Origin of the sequence: Streptomyces sp. SID4985 (assembly GCF_009863025.1) — a bacterium.
In the GTDB taxonomy this organism is placed as follows: Bacteria; Actinomycetota; Actinomycetes; order Streptomycetales; family Streptomycetaceae; genus Streptomyces.
Map to the genome: position 1 here is coordinate 1 of NZ_WWIR01000526.1, position 17,425 is coordinate 17,425.

Below are 17,425 nucleotides of genomic sequence, written 5' to 3' on the forward strand. Positions count from 1 at the left end.
CCTGCGGGTGGCACCCCGGGCCGACGGGGGACGCCGCCCGCGCTCGCGCGCGGTGAACCCGTCCGGCAGCCCCTCCGCGTCGATCACCTCGGCCTCGACGACCTCGGGCAACGGCACCTGGCGGACCATCACTTCCTGGCCGCTGTAGGTGTCGAAGGCCCGCGTCTCCGTCAGCTCGTACTCGTCGGAAGGCGGCGACGGCAGACGGTAGCGGTCGGCGAGCACTCGGCCCGCGTATTCGTCCACGTCGCCACCCCCTGCCGTACGGTCGCCCAGGATCGTTCCCCTGGCGGCCCGTTCCGCGCGTACACCCCGCCGCGTACGGTCCGCGACCACTCACGATACGTGCCGGAGGCAGCCCGCATTGAGGGGATGACGGATTCTCGCGCTCCCGAACTGGGCTCGTTCAGGTCACGAGTTGGGCTCGAAGGACGCCGTCAGCGTCTTCCACGTGCCCTCGCGCACCGCGCTGTCCCAGTGGTCGGCCTTCGCGGTGTACATCAGCGCCTGCCCGAGGTGGTCGTTGACCACGAAACCCCGGTCGATGGACCGGTACTTGGTGCCGTCGTCGACGTACGTGAACTCCCAGTCGGCCGTGTTCCAGCCGCGGTAGTCCACCTTCTCTATGCCGATCCGCGTGTACTGGGAGCGGACCATGTACCGCTCCTGGCTCTTCCAGTCGGCGACCGGGTCGTCCTTGGGCGTACTGGTCCAGCCGACGAGCAGCTTCTGGCCGTCCGGGCCGGTGTAGCGGTCACCGGCGGCGGAGGACGACTCGTACGACCAGCCCTGGGGCAGGCCGATGGAGTAGCCCTGGGCGGCCTTGTGGGTCGAGACGACCGGCGCCGCGCCGTCCTTCCCGGAGCCCGAGGAGCCGTCCGCACCGGACGAGCCCGACCCGGACGAGGACGTCCCCGTGCTCGCCGTCGTGCCGTTCGCGGCGCCCTGCGAGGAGCCGCCGTCGGTCCCGGCACCGCCACCCTTGCCCTTGCCGCCGTGGTCGTCCCGCTTGACCGAGGCCGAGGACGAGGGGGCCGCCTTGGAGCCGCCGCCGTTGTCGCCCTCGTCGCCACCGCTGAGGGCGACGGCGAGGACGGTGCCGATCACCGCGAGGGCGACCACCGCGGCGATGATCACCAGCGTGCGCTTGGGCACGACGTCGGTCAGCGGCGCCTTGGGCACCGGGCGCGGCGGCAGGTCGAGGTCCGGCGGCGGCATGACGGGCCAGCCCGAACTTGGCTTGTTGCCGACGGAGTCGGAGCCCCCGGCCGCGCCCTGGGACGCCGGTCCGGAAGCCGTCGTGGTCTTCGGCGCACCCGTGCCGGACGCACCGCCCGGACCGGCGGTCTTCGCACCCGCTCCGCCTGCGGCACCCGATCCGGCCGCCTTGCGGACCGAGCGCAGCGCCCCGCGCAGCTTCTCCGACGCGTCCTCGCCCCGCTTCTCCTCGGGACCGGGCTGCACCGGGAGCGGCACGACCCGCGTGGGCTCCAGGACCTGCGGCTCCGGCGTGCTGATCACGTCGTTGAGCAGGGCGCGGGCACCGGCGTCGTCGAGCCGCTGGGCCGGGTCCTTGGTGAGCAGGCCGTAGATGACGTCCCGCAGCGGGCCCGCGTTCTTGGGCTCGTCCAGGGGCTCGGTCATCACGGCGGTGAGGGTGGCGATGGCCGAACCCTTGTCGTACGGCGGGGTGCCCTCGACCGCCGCGTACAGCAGACCGCCCAGCGACCAGAGGTCCGCCGCCGGGCCGGGCTTGTGGCCCCGGGCGCGCTCGGGCGAGATGTACGAGGGCGCGCCGACGAGCATGCCGGTGGAGGTGATGGAGGGGTCGCCCTCGACCTGCGCGATACCGAAGTCGGTGAGCACCACCCGGCCGTCGTCGGCGATCAGCACGTTGGACGGCTTCACGTCACGGTGCAGGATGCCCTCGCGGTGCGCCGAACGCAGCACGTCCAGGACGGCAAGACCGACCTCGGCGGCGCGCCGAGGCTCCAGCAGGCCGTCCTCACGGATGACCTCGGCCAGTGACTTGCCCTCGACCAACTCCATGACGATCCACGGCCGGTCGTCCTCGTCGACCACGTCGAAGACCGTGACCGCGCTGTTGTTGCGGATACGGGCGATCGCCTTGGCCTCGCGCAGGGTGCGCGTGATCAGGCGCCGCTTCTCCTCCTCGTCGATGTTCGACGGGAACCGCAGCTCCTTGACGGCGACCGTCCTGCCCAGGGTCTCGTCCTCGGCACGCCACACCGTGCCCATGCCGCCCCGGCCGAGTACATCCCCCAGCCGGTACCGCCCGGCGAGAAGACGACGCTCGTTCTTGCCCTGACGAGTCTCCTGACGGGATGACCCCGCCCGCTCCGCCTCCGACATGCGTCCCCTCATGCAACCCGCCCTGACAGAGCCTCCATTGTCCCTCACCCGACAAGTGACCGATGCCCTGGGGGCCCCTTGTTCGCATGCCCGGCCCCCGTATCCGCAGGCCCCCCGAACCAGATGTTCCAGTTGCCGGGATGATGGCCCCCCGGCTAGGGAGGAGACGCACATGCCGACGCTTCGGACAGTCCTGTCCATACCGGTTCTCGTGGCGGCACTGCTCCTTTCTCCCGCCTTGTCACCCGACACGTCCGGCACCGCCACCACGGCCGGATCCACGGACGCGGTGCTGCCCCGGCTGGTCACCGGGGGCGGGGCCCCGGCCGCCGCCCTGCTGGCCCAGATCCGCACCGGGCCCGGGCGTGTCTCCCGCTACGCCGACACCGGCCCGGGCATCGCCCGCACCGACCACTTCCGGGCCGGGAGCATCACCAAGACGTTCGTCGCGGTGGTCGTGCTGCAACTGGCCGCCGAGCACCGGCTGTCGCTGGACGACACCGTGGACCGGCATCTGCCGGGCCTGCTGCGACCGGCCCGGACCTCCGGGCCCCGCTCCCGCTCCCAGTCCCGCTCCGGCTCCGGCTCACCGCCGGACGGCCGCCACATCACCCTGCGTCAGCTGCTCAGCCACACCAGCGGACTGCCCGATTTCACCCAGGTCACCGCAGGGACAGTGCCTTTGACGCCACCTCAGGCCGTCGGCCTCGCACTCACCCTCCCTCCGGCCCGCCGGGGCCACTACTCCTACTCCAGCACCAACTACGTCCTGCTCGGCATGGTGATCCGCCAGGTCACCGGCCACTCCTACGCCGCCGAGGCAGAGCGCAGGATCATCGCCCCGCTGGGTCTCGCGGGCACCTCCTTCCCCGGCTCAAGCCGATCGCTTCCCGCACCGCACGGCCACGCCTTCACGGCCGACGGCTCCGACGTCACCGAACTCGACCCGCGCGTGGCCGGCGCGGCGGGCGAGCTGGTGACCACGCTCGACGACCTGGACCGCTTCTACGCGGCCCTGCTGGGCGGCGAGCTGCTCACCCCGCACTGGCTGCGCGAGATGAAGGACACCCGTGCCGCACAGGGCGAGTACGGCATGGGCCTGTATCCGGCCCGGCTTCCGTGCGGGGTCACCGTCTGGGGACACAACGGACGGATCAGCGGAAGCTACGTGCGCACGGCCGCCACGGCCGACGGCGGCCATGTGCTCACCTTCCGCGTGAGCACGGACGCGACGGCAGACACCCGGCTCGAACCGGCCCTGCTCGCCGCCGAGTTCTGCCCCCGCACCTGGTAGAACGTCCGGGTTCCGGCCCGAGATCCCGGAATCAGCCACTCGTTCGAGTGAACCGGCTGCCCGGCACCGGAACTCGGATCGGCACAGGAACTCGGGTCCGGCGCCGGAACCCGGTGACGCACTCCCCGGATCCCGGATCTACAGCGGCACGATGTCCGGCGCCCCCAGCCGCGCCGCGTCCGCCGTGAGGTCGTCCGGCTGGCGCTGGGACTCGCGCTCGGCCTCGACCCGCTTCTCGTAGTGCTCGACCTCGCGGTCGATCTGGTCCTGGTCCCAGCCGAGCACCGGCGCCATCAGCTCGGCGGCCTCGCGGGCGCTGCGGGTGCCCCGGTCGAAGGTCTCGATGGAGATGCGGGTGCGGCGGGTGAGCACGTCGTCCAGGTGCCGGGCACCCTCGTGCGAGGCGGCGTAGACGATCTCGGCGCGCAGATAGTCGTCCGCGTGCCGCAGCGGCTCGCCGAGGCTCGGGTCGGCGGCGATGAGGTCGAGCAGCTGGTCGGCCAGGGAGCCGTACCGGTTGAGCAGGTGCTCGACGCGGGCCACGTGCAGTCCGGAGCGGGCGGCTATGCGTTCGCGGGCGTTCCACATCGCCGGGTAGCCCTCGGCGCCGAGCAGCGGGATCTCCTCGGTGACCGACTCGGCCACCCGCCGGTCCAGACCGTGCACGGCGGCGTCGACGGCGTCCTCGGCCATCACCCGGTACGTCGTGTACTTGCCGCCCGCGACGACCACGAGCCCCGGCACCGGGTGCGCCACGGTGTGTTCGCGCGAGAGCTTGCTGGTGGCCTCGGACTCGCCGGCCAGCAGCGGCCGCAGCCCGGCGTAGACGCCCTCGACGTCGTCCCGGGTGAGCGGCACCGCGAGCACCGAGTTGACGTGCTCCAGGAGGTAGTCGATGTCGGCGCTGGAGGCGGCCGGGTGGGCCTTGTCGAGGTCCCACGCGGTGTCGGTGGTGCCGACGATCCAGTGCCTGCCCCAGGGGATGACGAACAGGACGGACTTCTCGGTGCGCAGGATCAGACCGGTGCTGGAGTGGATACGGTCCCGGGGCACGACCAGATGGATGCCCTTGGACGCCTTGACGTGGAACTGGCCGCGCTCCCCCACCAGCGCCTGGGTGTCGTCGGTCCACACCCCGGTCGCGTTGACGACCTGGCGGGCGCGGATCTCGTACTCCCCGCCGCCCTCCACGTCCTCCACCGTGACCCCGACGACCCGCTCGCCCTCGCGCAGGAACCCGGTCACCCGGGCGCGGTTGGCCGCCTTCGCGCCGTAGGACACCGCCGTGCGCACGAGGGTGGCCACGAAGCGGGCGTCGTCCACCTCCGCGTCGTAGTACTGGAGGGCGCCGACCAGGGCGTCCTTGCGCAGACAGGGGGCGACACGCAGGGCGTGGCTGCGACTGAGGTGACGGTGCAGGGGCAGCCCCCGGCCGTGTCCTCGGGCCATCGACATCACGTCGTAGAGCGCGACGCCCGTGCCCGCGTACAGCCGCTCCCAGCCGCGGTGCTGGAGCGGGTAGAGGAAGGGCACCGGCTTGACCAGGTGCGGGGCGAGCCGTTCCAGCAGCAGGCCGCGCTCCTTCAGGGCCTCGCGGACGAGGGGGAAGTCGAGCATCTCCAGATAGCGCAGTCCGCCGTGTATCAGTTTGCTGGACCGGCTGGAGGTGCCGGAGGCCCAGTCCCGGGCCTCGACTATGCCGGTGGACAGCCCGCGTGTGGCGGCGTCCAGTGCGGTCCCGGCGCCCACGATGCCGCCGCCGACGACCAGCACGTCCAGTTCGCGCTCCGCCATCTCCGCCAGTGCCTCGGCGCGCTGCGCCGGATCAAGACTCGCTGTCCTCACCGCTGCCTCCCGCTCCTCGCAGAACCCGCTCGCGTCGGCCGCACCCGGTGGGCGAAGCCCGGTTCACCCCCTCCTCATGCCCAAATTCTGACCGCCTCGCGCGGCTTCAGCCACCACGGACTTCCGCCCTGTGGACAACTCCCCCGTTTCCCCCGCATGACCTCATATGACACGGAAGACACACGAACACAATCACACATAACGGTCATATTTGTACCTAGTCTGACCGTGCGCTCGCTCAGCCGGTCCACACCGCTTGCGCACCTGTTCCACGTCGGCTAACGCGAAGGACGGCCCCCGCCATGCCCGCAGACCTCGCCGTCATCGGACTCGGTCCCTACGGGCTGCCGCTGGCCCAGGCCGCCGTCGCCGCAGGCATCCCGACCGTCGGGTACGCCACCGGGCCCGAGTCGGGCTCGCTCAGCCCCGCCGAGCTGCGCCGGATGCGCTCCACCGGCTTCCGCCCCGGCACCGACCCCGCCCAGCTCGGCCGCGTCCGTACCGCCGTCATCTGCGCGCCGACCCCGCGCGGCGCCGACGGCTCGCCCGACCTCGGCCAGGTCGAGGCCGCCGCCCGCGCCCTGGCCGGACAGCTGCGCCCGCACACCACCGTCGTCCTGGAGTCGCCCGTCCTCCCCGGGACCACCGAGAACGTCCTGCGCCCCCTGCTGGAACGCGGCTCCGGACTGCGCGCCGGACGCGACTTCCACCTCGCCTATTCACCCAGTCGGGTGGATCCCGGCAACCGCGAGCGCACCCCCGCCGGCGCCCCCCGGGTCATCGGCGGCCTCACCCCCGCCTGCACCGAATCGGCCGCCGCCTTCTACGGACGGCTCACCGACAAGGTCGTCCGCGCGCGCGGGCTGCGCGAGGCGGAGACCGTCCAGCTCCTGGAGACCAACTTCCGGCACGTCAACATCGCGCTCGTCAACGAGATGGCCGTCCTCTGCCACGAGCTGGGCATCGACCTGTGGGACGTCGTGCGCTGCGCGGAGACCAAGCCGTTCGGCTTCCAGGCGTTCCGGCCGGGGCCCGGCGTCGGCGGCCACTCCGTCCCGCAGGACCTCACCGGCCACGCGAGCCGGGGGCTGCGCATGGTGGAACTGGCCCAGCAGGTCAACAGCCGTATGCCCGGTTACGTCGTCCAGCGCGCCGCCGCCCTCCTCAACGAGCACGGCAAGTCCGCCCGGGGCGCGCGCGTGCTCCTGCTCGGCGTCACCTACAAGGCCGACATCGCCGACCAGCAGAACACCCCCGCGCACGAGATCGCCCTCCGCCTGATGGAACTCGGCGCCTCCGTCAGCTACCACGACCCGCTGGTCCCCTCCTGGAACCTCCTGGACCGCCCCATCCCCCGCGCCGACTCCCTCTACGAAGCCACCTCCACCGCCGACCTCACGATCCTCCTCCAGCCTCACCGCACCTACGACCTCCAGGGCCTGTCGGTGAAGGCCCAGCTCCTGCTGGACACGAGGGGGGTCACTCCGACGGGGGCGGCGCACCGGTTGTGAAGAGGGGCGCGCGGGAGCGGGGGCGCCCGAGGTTGGTGGCAGACCACGGCACGCGCCGCTACGGTAGGACGCAGGTGGAGCCCACCGCAGAGGCCACTGCGGCAGGCTCCTGGATGGTTCACGAAGTGTCCGCCGCTACTGTCTTTAGGGGCGGCCGCTCACCGCAGTAAGTAGGTGGAGCCCACCGCAGAGGGCACTGCGGCAGGCTCCTGGACAGCTCGCGGAGTGTCCGCCCCTAGTTGCTATAGGGGCGGCCGCTCACCATCCGAAAATCCGCAAGATCCACCTCCTCCGGCACTTCACCATCCACAGACGGGTCCGTTCCCAGCGAGTGGGCTTGCGGTGACGTCCCATGGACGGCCCCCTTCCACGACGCCGCCCATTAGCCCGGTAGGCGGTCCGCTGGAATCGGGCCGGGCCCCGAGGGCCGGGGTCCGGATCGTGTCCTTGGAAGGGGGCGTCCCAGACAACTGGGGCGCCGGAAACGGACACTATCGGCTCGTACGGGCCGTTCCCCGCGCATTCGCCCCGAACGCAACCGTGCGCCCCCCAGCGCAACGCGCGCCCCGCACATCCGGGTACGCGAAAGGGCCCGGCCTCCGCAGGCCGGACCCTTTCCGCAGCTCAGGGGAGCGTGTCAGCGGCGGTGCTGGCTGTCCGCCACCGTGACCTCGACGCGCTGGAACTCCTTCAGTTCGCTGTAGCCGGTGGTGGCCATGGCGCGGCGCAGGGCGCCGAAGAAGTTCATCGAGCCGTCGGGGGTGTGGGAGGGGCCGGTGAGGACCTCCTCCAGGGTGCCGACGGTGCCGAGGTCCACCTTCTTGCCGCGCGGCAGCTCCTCGTTCACCGCCTCCATGCCCCAGTGGTGGCCGCGGCCGGGCGCGTCCGTGGCGCGGGCCAGCGGGGAGCCCATCATGACCGCGTCGGCGCCGCAGGCGATCGCCTTGGGCAGGTCGCCGGACCAGCCGACACCGCCGTCCGCGATCACGTGCACGTACCGGCCGCCGGACTCGTCCATGTAGTCGCGGCGGGCCGCCGCCACGTCGGCGACCGCCGTCGCCATCGGGACCTGGATGCCGAGCACGTTGCGCGTGGTGTGCGCGGCGCCGCCACCGAAGCCGACCAGCACGCCGGCCGCGCCGGTGCGCATCAGATGCAGCGCGGCGGTGTACGTCGCGCAGCCGCCGACGATCACCGGAACGTCCAGCTCGTAGATGAACTGCTTCAGGTTCAGCGGCTCGTGCGAGGACGACACGTGCTCCGCGGAGACCGTCGTACCCCGGATGACGAAGATGTCCACGCCCGCGTCGACGACCGCCTTGGAGAACTGCGCCGTGCGCTGCGGGGAGAGCGCCGCCGCCGTGACCACACCGGAGTCGCGCACCTCCTTGATGCGCTGGCCGATCAGCTCCTCCTTGATGGGAGCCGCGTAGATCTCCTGGAGGCGGCGGGTGGCCAGCTCGTCGGGGAGCTCGGTGATCTCGTCGAGCAGCGCCTGCGGGTCCTCGTGGCGGGTCCACAGACCCTCCAGGTTCAGGACACCGAGGCCGCCCAGCTCACCGATGCGGATCGCGGTGGCCGGGGAGACCACCGAGTCCATGGGAGCGGCCAGGAACGGCAGCTCGAAACGGTAGGCGTCGATCTGCCACGCGATCGAGACCTCCTTCGGGTCTCGCGTGCGGCGGCTGGGGACGACGGCGATGTCGTCGAAGGCGTACGCCCGGCGGCCGCGCTTGCCGCGCCCGATCTCGATCTCAGTCACGTCATGCCTTTCCTCTTGCGTTTCGGCTCTTCCAGTATCCCCGACGCCCATGACAAGGGCGGCCCCGGTGGAACCGGGACCGCCCTGTCAGGTGCTCCGCGTGGATGCCGGTCAGCCGCGGCTGCTGTAGTTCGGCGCCTCGACCGTCATCTGGATGTCGTGCGGGTGGCTCTCCTTGAGGCCCGCCGAGGTGATCCGGACGAACCGGCCGCGCTCCTGCAGCTCGGGCACGGTGCTGCCGCCGACGTAGAACATCGACTGGCGCAGACCGCCGACCAGCTGGTGGACCACGGAGGACAGCGGGCCGCGGTAGGGCACCTGGCCCTCGATGCCCTCGGGGATCAGCTGCTCGTCGGAGGCGACGCCCTCCTGGAAGTAGCGGTCCTTGGAGAACGACTTGCGGTCGCCGCGGGTCTGCATCGCGCCGAGCGAGCCCATGCCGCGGTACGACTTGAACTGCTTGCCGTTGATGAACAGCAGCTCGCCCGGGGACTCCGCGCAGCCCGCGAGCAGCGAGCCGAGCATCACCGTGTCGGCGCCCGCGACGAGGGCCTTGGCGATGTCGCCGGAGTACTGCAGGCCACCGTCGCCGATGACCGGGACACCGGCCTCCTTGGCGGCCAGCGCGGCCTCGTAGATCGCGGTGACCTGCGGGACGCCGACACCGGCGACCACGCGGGTGGTGCAGATCGAACCCGGGCCGACACCGACCTTCACGCCGTCGGCGCCCGCGTCGACCAGCGACTTGGCGCCGTCACGGGTGGCGATGTTGCCGCCGATGACGTCGACGCCGGAGGAGTTCGACTTGATCTTGGCGATCATGTCGCCGACCAGACGGGAGTGGCCGTGCGCGGTGTCCACGACGATGAAGTCGGCACCGGCCTCGATCAGCGCCTGGGCGCGCTCGAAGGAGTCACCGGCCACGCCGACCGCCGCGCCGACCAGCAGCCGGCCCTCGGAGTCCTTGGCCGCGTTCGGGTACTGCTCGGCCTTGACGAAGTCCTTGACCGTGATCAGACCCTTGAGCACACCGCGGTCGTCGACCAGCGGCAGCTTCTCGATCTTGTGCTTGCGCAGCAGCTCCATCGCCTCGGGGCGGGAGATGCCGACCTTGGCCGTGACCAGCGGCATCGGCGTCATGACCTCGTGCACCCGGCGGCTGCGGTCGGTCTCGAAGGCCATGTCGCGGTTGGTGACGATGCCGAGGAGCTTCTTCTCCGCGTCGGTCACCGGGACGCCGCTGATGCGGAACTTCGCGCACAGCGCGTCGGCCTCGGCGAGCGTGGCCTCCGGGTGGATGGTGATCGGGTCGGTGACCATGCCGGACTCGGACCGCTTCACCAGGTCGACCTGGTTGGCCTGGTCCTCGATCGACAGGTTGCGGTGCAGCACGCCGACGCCGCCCTGGCGGGCCATCGCGATCGCCATGCGGGATTCGGTCACCTTGTCCATGGCGGCGGACAGCAACGGGATGTTGACACGCACATTGCGGGAGACGTACGAGGCGGTGTCGATGTCCTCGGGCGCCATGTCCGACGCGCCCGGGAGCAGCAGCACGTCGTCGTAGGTCAGCCCGAGTGTCGCGAATTTTCCGGGCACTCCGTCGACGTTGGCAGTCATGACACCTTCCCCAAATGGCCTTGATCGGTGCGGATGTCCATGCTAACGGGAAGCGTCGCCAGCAAATTCCACGCTGTGGGGGCACCGCGGGCTTCGTATTTTCGTACGGAAACGGTGGCGCGGGCGTTCACGCACGGTGCGCACCCGGCCGGGGCGGGCGGCCGTCACGGGCCGTCCCACCACCGCTTTTCGCTCCGCACCGGCCGGTCGTGCCCGGCGTCGGCGGAGCGTCACGGAGCGGCGTACGGGCTACTGCTCGGCCAGCGCGCGCAGCCTGCTCAGCGCGCGGTGCTGCGCCACCCGTACCGCTCCTGGTGACATTCCCAACATCTGCCCCGTCTCCTCCGCGGTCAAGCCGACGGCGATACGCAGCAGCAACAGTTCGCGCTGGTTCTCCGGGAGATTGGCCAGCAGCTTCTTGGCCCAGGCCGCGTCGCTGTTGAGCAGGGCGCGCTCCTCGGGGCCGAGGGAGTCGTCGGGGCGCTCGGGCATCTCGTCCGAGGGGACGGCCGTGGAACCCGGGTGCCGCATCGCGGCGCGCTGGAGGTCGGCGACCTTGTGCGAGGCGATGGCGAAGACGAACGCCTCGAAGGGGCGGCCGGTGTCGCGGTAGCGCGGCAGGGCGAGCAGCACCGCGACGCAGACCTCCTGCGCGAGGTCCTCGACGAAGTGCCGCGCGTCGCCGGGCAGCCGGGACAGACGGGTGCGGCAGTAGCGCAGGGCGAGGGGGTGGACGTGCGCGAGCAGATCGTGCGTGGCCTGCTCGTCCCCGTCGACGGCACGGTGCACCAGGGCGCCGATCGCCCCGTGAGCCGTGCTCGCCTCCTCGTCGCGCATCGGTCCATGGTGCCTTGCGGCCGTCCGGTCCGTCGCATCGCGTTCGTGGTTGTGCACCGAAGCGTTATGAGCAGGTGCGCCCGCAGCACTCATCCGCCGCACCCTCCCCTTCCGCTTGACCGACTCCCCGAGAGACTCCACACCTCAAGGATGCGGCATCCCCACGGAAACAAGCAGCGGGCACCGTCGGGGGTGGGTGGAGTGGGGGTCCGGGTGGGGGGTTCGGGGTGTGTGGTCGGGCGCTATCTGCCAGGCCACCACGTGCCCGGACTCCATGTGCCGAGGCCCTGTGTGCCGGGGCCTCATGCGCCCGAGCCCCACGGGCCGAGGCGGCCCCATGTGGCCCGACCCCATATGCCCGGACCCCATGTGCCCGGACTCCACGTGCCGCGACCCCACGTGGCCAAAAACCGTGCGGCCCGACCCCATATGGCCAGGCTCCGTGTGTCGAGATCCCATGTGCCGTGGCCCCATGTGGCCAGCCACCATGGACCAAGCCGCCACACGCCAAGACCTGACGCGGCCAACCATCACGGGGCGCCACACCACATAGCTCGGCACCACATAGCTCGGCACCACGTCCCACCACCGCCCCCGAGCACCACCGACGCGCACCGTCACGTGCACGCCCGCGTTTCTCGACGGCAGCCACCCGCCACGGCCCACCACCAGGTGACCGCATCACAGCCCACCTCCGGACGCCGATCGCACGACCGAGCCCACAGCGAAAGCCCCTCGGACAGCCCCCGTGAGCCCCCGATGCCACGCGGCCGACAGCACCGCGCCGCAGGCGGAGGCGAGAAGACCGCGAAGACAGCCGGGGGCGGGAGCCCCAGCCACCCGCTCCGCCCCGCCCGCCAACGGGCAGGCGGGGAGCGACGGGTGGCGGCCCGGGGCACCGCCGCCGCGCATGTCCTAGCGGACCAGACCCCAGCGGAAGCCGAGCGCCACCGCGTGGGCGCGGTCGGAGGCGCCGAGCTTCTTGAACAGGCGCCGGGCGTGGGTCTTGACGGTGTCCTCGGAGAGGAACAGCTCACGGCCGATCTCGGCGTTGGAGCGGCCGTGACTCATGCCCTCCAGCACCTGGATCTCACGCGCGGTGAGCGTGGGCGCGGCGCCCATCTCGGCCGAGCGCAGCCGACGCGGAGCCAGTCGCCAGGTCGGGTCGGCGAGGGCCTGCGTCACGGTGGCCCGCAGTTCGGCGCGCGAGGCGTCCTTGTGCAGATAGCCCCGCGCCCCGGCCGCGACCGCGAGCGCCACGCCGTCGAGGTCCTCGGCGACGGTGAGCATGATGATCCGCGCGCCCGGGTCGGCGGACAGCAGCCGACGTACGGTCTCGACACCGCCCAGGCCGGGCATGCGGACATCCATGAGAATGAGGTCGGAGCGGTCGGCACCCCAGCGGCGGAGGACTTCCTCGCCGTTGGCAGCCGTCGTCACGCGCTCGACGCCGGGCACGGTCGCGACCGCGCGGCGGAGCGCCTCTCGGGCAAGCGGGGAGTCGTCGCAGACGAGGACGGATGTCATGACCGCCCTCCGCAGCTGATGCGCGTCACCTTGAGCCTCCAGGCTGGTACGGAATCGTCACCTGTGCGGTCGACCGTCTCGGACGCCTGCCCGAGCACTTGTGTTTTCAACCGCCTCCGCACTCTCAACGACGGTCACTCGAAAGAGTTACGGGGCCACACGCTGTCTTCGGCACTCTACGTGAGGGGGCCGACACGGACGAGACATGGCCGACGGACCCTCGCCGTTTCATCACAACCCATGCCCCATTTAGACGTTTTTGCTCCCATTTCACGGTGTCTAGAGCTAGATTCGCAATGAGTCATATTTTCATCTCCTTAGACCGGAGATGTACGGTCGAAGGCACCGTATCCGCCCAGAACGGCTACAAGGGGTCACGTAATGGCAGATTTCTCCCGCCTTCCCGGACCGAACGCGGACCTGTGGGACTGGCAGCTGCTCGCAGCCTGCCGCGGCGTGGACAGCTCGCTCTTCTTCCACCCGGAGGGCGAGCGCGGGGCGGCTCGGAGCGCTCGTGAGAACTCGGCCAAGGAGGTCTGCATGAGGTGCCCGGTCCGGGCCGAATGTGCGGCACACGCCCTGGCGGTACGGGAGCCGTACGGCGTGTGGGGCGGCCTCACCGAGGACGAGCGCGAGGAGCTGATGGGGCGGGCACGCAACCGCCTGGTGTCGGCGTCGACCACCGGCGGGAGTGCCACTCCCCATACATGAAGGAACGTTTCTTCAGACGCTTTTCCCTGGGCACGCCCCCGCGTGCCCCCGACCCCCGGCGCCGTGGAGCAGCCGTGACCGCCCCTCCCCCGTAGCCCGTTTCGCGCTGCCGCGCGCCTACCCCTGTCGCCCCAAACCCTCGGCCGCCCGAGCCAGTTGCTCCAGAGTCGCCGCCACCGCCGGGACCTGGGCCAGGTCGGGGAGGGTGAGGGCGACGATCTCGCGTCGTACCGCCGGTTCCAGGCGGACCACGCGCACGCCCCGGGGCCGTACCGAGTCCACCGCGAGCTGCGGCAGCACCGCGACCCCGAGACCGGCGCCGACCAGGCCGATCACCGCCGGGTAGTCGTCGGTGGCGAAGTCGATGCGCGGGGTGAAGCCCGCGCCCTCGCAGACCTGCACCAGCTGGCCACGGCAGCGGGGGCAGCCCGCGATCCAGGGTTCACCGGCCAGTTCCCCGATGGCGACGGAGTCGGCGCGGGCGAGCCGGTGGCGCTCGGGGACGAGGGCGACCAGACGGTCCGTCAGCAGGCGCCGCACGACCAGGTCGTCCCACTCCTCGGCGGCGGCGCCCGCGTAGCGGAAGGCGAGGGCCAGGTCGCAGTCGCCCTCGCGCAGCAGCTCCACGGACTTCGGAGGCTCGGCCTCCTCCAGGGAGACGCGGGTGCCGGGGTGGGCGGCGCGCAGGGCGGCCAGAGCGGTGGGGACCAGGGCGGAGCTGCCGCTCGGGAAGGAGACGAGCCGGACCCGCCCTGCCCTGAGGCCCGCGATGGCGGCGACCTCCTCCTCGGCGGCGGTGAGCCCGGCGAGGATGCCGGAGGCGTGCCTGACCAGGGCTTCTCCGGCCTGGGTCAGCCGCATCTCGCGGCCGCCGCGCACGAGCAGCGGGGTGCCGACCGATGCTTCGAGCGCCTTCATCTGCTGGCTCACGGCGGGCTGGGTGCAGCCCAGCTCGCGGCCGGCCGCCGAGAAGGAGCCGGTCGTGGCGACGGCGCGCAGGACGCGGAGATGACGGGCCTCGATCACCCTTTGAGCATAAGCCTCGCTTGGGAGGGATGCCCAATATCGCGTCGACGCTTTGGGAGACGGTCACGTACCGTGCGCTCATGAAGCTTCTTTCCGTCAATCTCGGGCACCCCACGGCGGTGCCGTACACGGACCAGGCGCAGGGTCTGACGGGCATCGAAAAGCGGCCCGTCGACGGACCGGTGCGGGTGACGGCCCCGGGCCCGAAGGGGGTCGGCGGGAGCGGGCTGGCCGGGGACTCGGTGTGCGACCTGCGCCATCACGGGGGCGACGACCAGGCGGTGTACGCCTTCGCGCGCGAGGACCTGGACGAGTGGGAACGGGAACTGGGCCGACCTTTGGCCAACGGCTCCTTCGGGGAAAACTTGACCCTGGACGGCGTCGAGGTGTCCGGGGCGGTCATCGGCGAGCGGTGGCGGATCGGTGCGGAGCTGGTGCTGGAGGTCACCTCGGGGCGGATCCCGTGCCGTACGTTCCAGGGCCATCTGGACGAACGGGGATGGGTGAAGAGGTTCACCCGGAAGGCCGCCACCGGTGCCTACCTCCGGGTGATCGAGCCGGGCGAGATCAGGGCGGGTGACGCGGTGGAGATCGTGCACCGGCCGGAGCACGGGGTGACGGCGGCGATGCAGTTCCGCGCGGTCACCACGGAGCGCGAGCTGCTGCCCCGGCTGCTCCCGGCGATCGACGCGCTGCACACCGAGACGCGGGCGCGGCTGCACAAGTACCTCGCGGAACAGGCGGGCTGAGGCCGCGTCACCGACGGGGTACGGCCCGGCCCGGGTCACTACCCTTGGGCCATGACAACGGCTCTGATTACGGGATCGACCGCGGGGATCGGCGCCGCATTCGCGCGGCGGCTGGCGGCTGACGGGCATGACCTCGTCCTGGTGGCGCGCGACACCGGGCGGCTGCGGGTACAGGCGACCGAGTTGCACGACCGGCACGGCATCGAGGCGGAGGTGCTCACGGCCGACCTGGCGGACGACAAGGGCATCGAGACCGTCGCCGAGCGCCTCGCCGACCGCCGCAACCCCGTCGACCTGCTGGTCAACAACGCCGGTTTCGGCAACAAGGGCCGCTATCTCGACGTCTCCATGGCCGACGAGCTGCGGATGCTCAAGGTCCACTGCGAGGCGGTACTGCGGCTGACCTCGGCCGCGACGGAGGCGATGCGCGAGCGGGGGCGGGGCGGCGTGGTCAACGTCGCCTCGGTGGCGGCCTTCGTCCCGCGCGGCACGTACGGCGCCTCGAAGGCGTGGGTCGTGCAGTTCACCCAGGGCGCCGCCAAGGATCTCGCGGGCACCGGCGTCCGGCTGATGGCCCTGTGCCCCGGCTTCGTCCGCACCGAGTTCCACGAGCGCGCGGGCATGGGCACCGACAACATCCCCGGCTGGATGTGGCTCGACGCCGACAAGGTCGTCGCCGAAGCCCTCGAAGACCTCTCCCGCAACAAGACCCTCTCCATCCCGGACCCCCGCTACAAGACCCTGATGGGCCTGGCGAAGGTCGCCCCGCGGGGACTGCTGGGGACGCTCAGCGCGCGGACGGGGCGGAAGTACGGGCCGCAGTGAACGACGGGCTCGTACGGGAGAGCGGTCCTGCCCGGCTGTGCGGCCATGCACACCCTCGGGCAACCGCCTGATGCCCGGCCGACGCCCGGCTGACGGTCTGGTGACGCCCCCGCACAGCAGCACTTCGCCCCGCCGCAAAACACGGCGGGGCGAAGTGACGGGTCCGGTGCTACCGGTTCAGGTCAGTGGGAGTGACCGTGGCCGTGGCCGTGACCGGCGGATGCCTCTTCCTCTTCCTTCTTCTCGACGACCAGGGTCTCGGTCGTCAGGAGGAGGGCGGCGATGGAGGCGGCGTTCTCCAGGGCGGAGCGGGTGACCTTGACCGGGTCGATGACGCCGGCCTTGATCAGGTCGCCGTACTCGCCGGTGGCGGCGTTGTAGCCCTGGCCCTTCTCCATGTCCTTGACCTTGGAGACGATGACGTAGCCCTCCTGGCCGGCGTTCTCGCCGATCCAGCGCAGGGGCTCGACCACGGCGTTGCGGACGACCGAGACACCGGTGGCCTCGTCGCCGGTCTTACCGAGGTTGCCGTCGAGGACCTTGGAGGCGTGGACCAGAGCGGAGCCACCACCGGAGACGATGCCCTCCTCGACCGCGGCGCGGGTCGCGGAGATGGCGTCCTCCAGACGGTGCTTCTTCTCCTTCAGCTCCACCTCGGTGGCGGCGCCGACCTTGATCACGCACACGCCGCCGGCCAGCTTCGCGAGGCGCTCCTGGAGCTTCTCGCGGTCCCAGTCGGAGTCCGTGTTCTCGATCTCGGCCTTGATCTGGTTGACGCGGCCATGGACGTCCTCGGACTTGCCGGCGCCCTCGACGATCGTCGTGTCGTCCTTGGTGACGGTCACGCGGCGGGCGGAGCCCAGCACGTCCAGACCGGCCTGGTCGAGCTTGAGGCCGACCTCCTCGGAGATGACGGTGGCGCCGGTGAGGACGGCCATGTCCTGCAGCATCGCCTTGCGGCGGTCGCCGAAGCCGGGGGCCTTCACCGCGACGGCGTTGAAGGTGCCGCGGATCTTGTTGACCACCAGGGTCGACAGGGCCTCGCCCTCGACGTCCTCGGCGATGATCAGCAGCGGCCGGGAGGCGTTGGTCTGGATGATCTTCTCGAGCAGCGGGAGCAGCTCGGTGATCGAGGAGATCTTGCCCTGGTTGATCAGGATGTACGGGTCGTCGAGGACGGCCTCCATACGCTCCTGGTCGGTGACGAAGTACGGGGACAGGTAGCCCTTGTCGAAGGCCATGCCCTCGGTGAAGTCCAGCTCCAGACCGAAGGTGTTGGACTCCTCGACGGTGATGACACCGTCCTTGCCGACCTTGTCCATGGCCTCGGCGATCAGCTCGCCGA

At 71.2% G+C, this 17,425-nt stretch carries 14 protein-coding genes; 5 read left to right on the top strand and 9 right to left on the bottom strand.

Going from position 1 to position 17,425, the window contains the following annotated elements; translation table 11 throughout:
• Together GTW40_RS22780 and GTW40_RS22785 are read right to left on the bottom strand one after the other, a co-directional pair.
• A partial coding sequence (locus GTW40_RS22780; protein WP_161182048.1) for a hypothetical protein occupies positions 1-246 on the bottom strand: 246 nt, incomplete at its 3' end.
• A 165-nt stretch (positions 247-411) separates the two neighbouring features.
• A complete protein-coding gene (locus GTW40_RS22785; RefSeq protein WP_161182049.1) occupies positions 412-2,373 on the bottom strand; it encodes a serine/threonine-protein kinase in 1,962 nt (653 codons plus the stop codon).
• Between the two features lie 172 nt (positions 2,374-2,545).
• On the opposite strand from GTW40_RS22785, the gene GTW40_RS22790 reads away from it, so the two are divergent.
• Complete coding sequence (locus GTW40_RS22790; protein WP_161182050.1) at positions 2,546-3,667, top strand: serine hydrolase domain-containing protein; 1,122 nt, start codon at positions 2,546-2,548, stop codon at positions 3,665-3,667.
• 138 nt (positions 3,668-3,805) lie between these two features.
• Here GTW40_RS22790 and GTW40_RS22795 read toward each other — a convergent pair whose 3' ends face one another.
• On the bottom strand, positions 3,806-5,512 hold the full coding sequence (locus GTW40_RS22795) for a glycerol-3-phosphate dehydrogenase/oxidase (protein ID WP_161182051.1): 1,707 nt from the start codon (positions 5,510-5,512) through the stop codon (positions 3,806-3,808).
• Positions 5,513-5,814: 302 nt separating this feature from the next.
• Between GTW40_RS22795 and GTW40_RS22800 the strand changes: the two genes are divergently transcribed.
• Complete coding sequence (locus GTW40_RS22800) at positions 5,815-7,023, top strand: nucleotide sugar dehydrogenase (RefSeq protein ID WP_161182052.1); 1,209 nt, start codon at positions 5,815-5,817, stop codon at positions 7,021-7,023.
• A 637-nt stretch (positions 7,024-7,660) separates the two neighbouring features.
• Here the strand turns inward: GTW40_RS22800 and GTW40_RS22805 are convergent.
• From GTW40_RS22805 to GTW40_RS22820, 4 genes are all read right to left on the bottom strand, one after another.
• A complete protein-coding gene (locus tag GTW40_RS22805; protein WP_018543961.1) occupies positions 7,661-8,785 on the bottom strand; it encodes a GuaB3 family IMP dehydrogenase-related protein in 1,125 nt (374 codons plus the stop codon).
• Between the two features lie 111 nt (positions 8,786-8,896).
• Positions 8,897-10,405, bottom strand: coding sequence for an IMP dehydrogenase (gene guaB / locus GTW40_RS22810; protein WP_161182053.1), 1,509 nt, complete (start codon positions 10,403-10,405; stop codon positions 8,897-8,899).
• Between the two features lie 249 nt (positions 10,406-10,654).
• On the bottom strand, positions 10,655-11,242 hold the full coding sequence (locus tag GTW40_RS22815; RefSeq protein ID WP_161182054.1) for a sigma-70 family RNA polymerase sigma factor: 588 nt from the start codon (positions 11,240-11,242) through the stop codon (positions 10,655-10,657).
• Between the two features lie 915 nt (positions 11,243-12,157).
• A complete protein-coding gene (locus tag GTW40_RS22820) occupies positions 12,158-12,769 on the bottom strand; it encodes a response regulator transcription factor (protein WP_003948568.1) in 612 nt (203 codons plus the stop codon).
• A gap of 381 nt (positions 12,770-13,150) precedes the next feature.
• Here GTW40_RS22820 and GTW40_RS22825 point away from each other — a divergent pair, with 381 nt between their 5' ends.
• Positions 13,151-13,480: a WhiB family transcriptional regulator gene (locus GTW40_RS22825; protein WP_161182055.1), complete on the top strand. Its 330-nt coding sequence runs from the start codon at positions 13,151-13,153 to the stop codon at positions 13,478-13,480.
• A gap of 117 nt (positions 13,481-13,597) precedes the next feature.
• Here GTW40_RS22825 and GTW40_RS22830 read toward each other — a convergent pair whose 3' ends face one another.
• Positions 13,598-14,506 (bottom strand): LysR family transcriptional regulator, encoded by a 909-nt coding sequence (locus GTW40_RS22830; protein ID WP_161182056.1) that lies wholly within the window; start codon positions 14,504-14,506, stop codon positions 13,598-13,600.
• Between the two features lie 80 nt (positions 14,507-14,586).
• On the opposite strand from GTW40_RS22830, the gene GTW40_RS22835 reads away from it, so the two are divergent.
• Positions 14,587-15,255: an MOSC domain-containing protein gene (locus GTW40_RS22835; protein ID WP_161182057.1), complete on the top strand. Its 669-nt coding sequence runs from the start codon at positions 14,587-14,589 to the stop codon at positions 15,253-15,255.
• A gap of 51 nt (positions 15,256-15,306) precedes the next feature.
• The gene (locus GTW40_RS22840) at positions 15,307-16,080 is read left to right on the top strand and encodes an SDR family oxidoreductase (RefSeq protein WP_161182058.1); all 774 of its coding nucleotides are present in this window, start codon (positions 15,307-15,309) and stop codon (positions 16,078-16,080) included.
• Between the two features lie 182 nt (positions 16,081-16,262).
• On the opposite strand, the gene groEL is transcribed toward GTW40_RS22840, so the two are convergent.
• Positions 16,263-17,425 (bottom strand): chaperonin GroEL (gene groEL / locus GTW40_RS22845; RefSeq protein WP_161182059.1); only part of this gene is annotated, 1,163 nt, incomplete at its 5' end.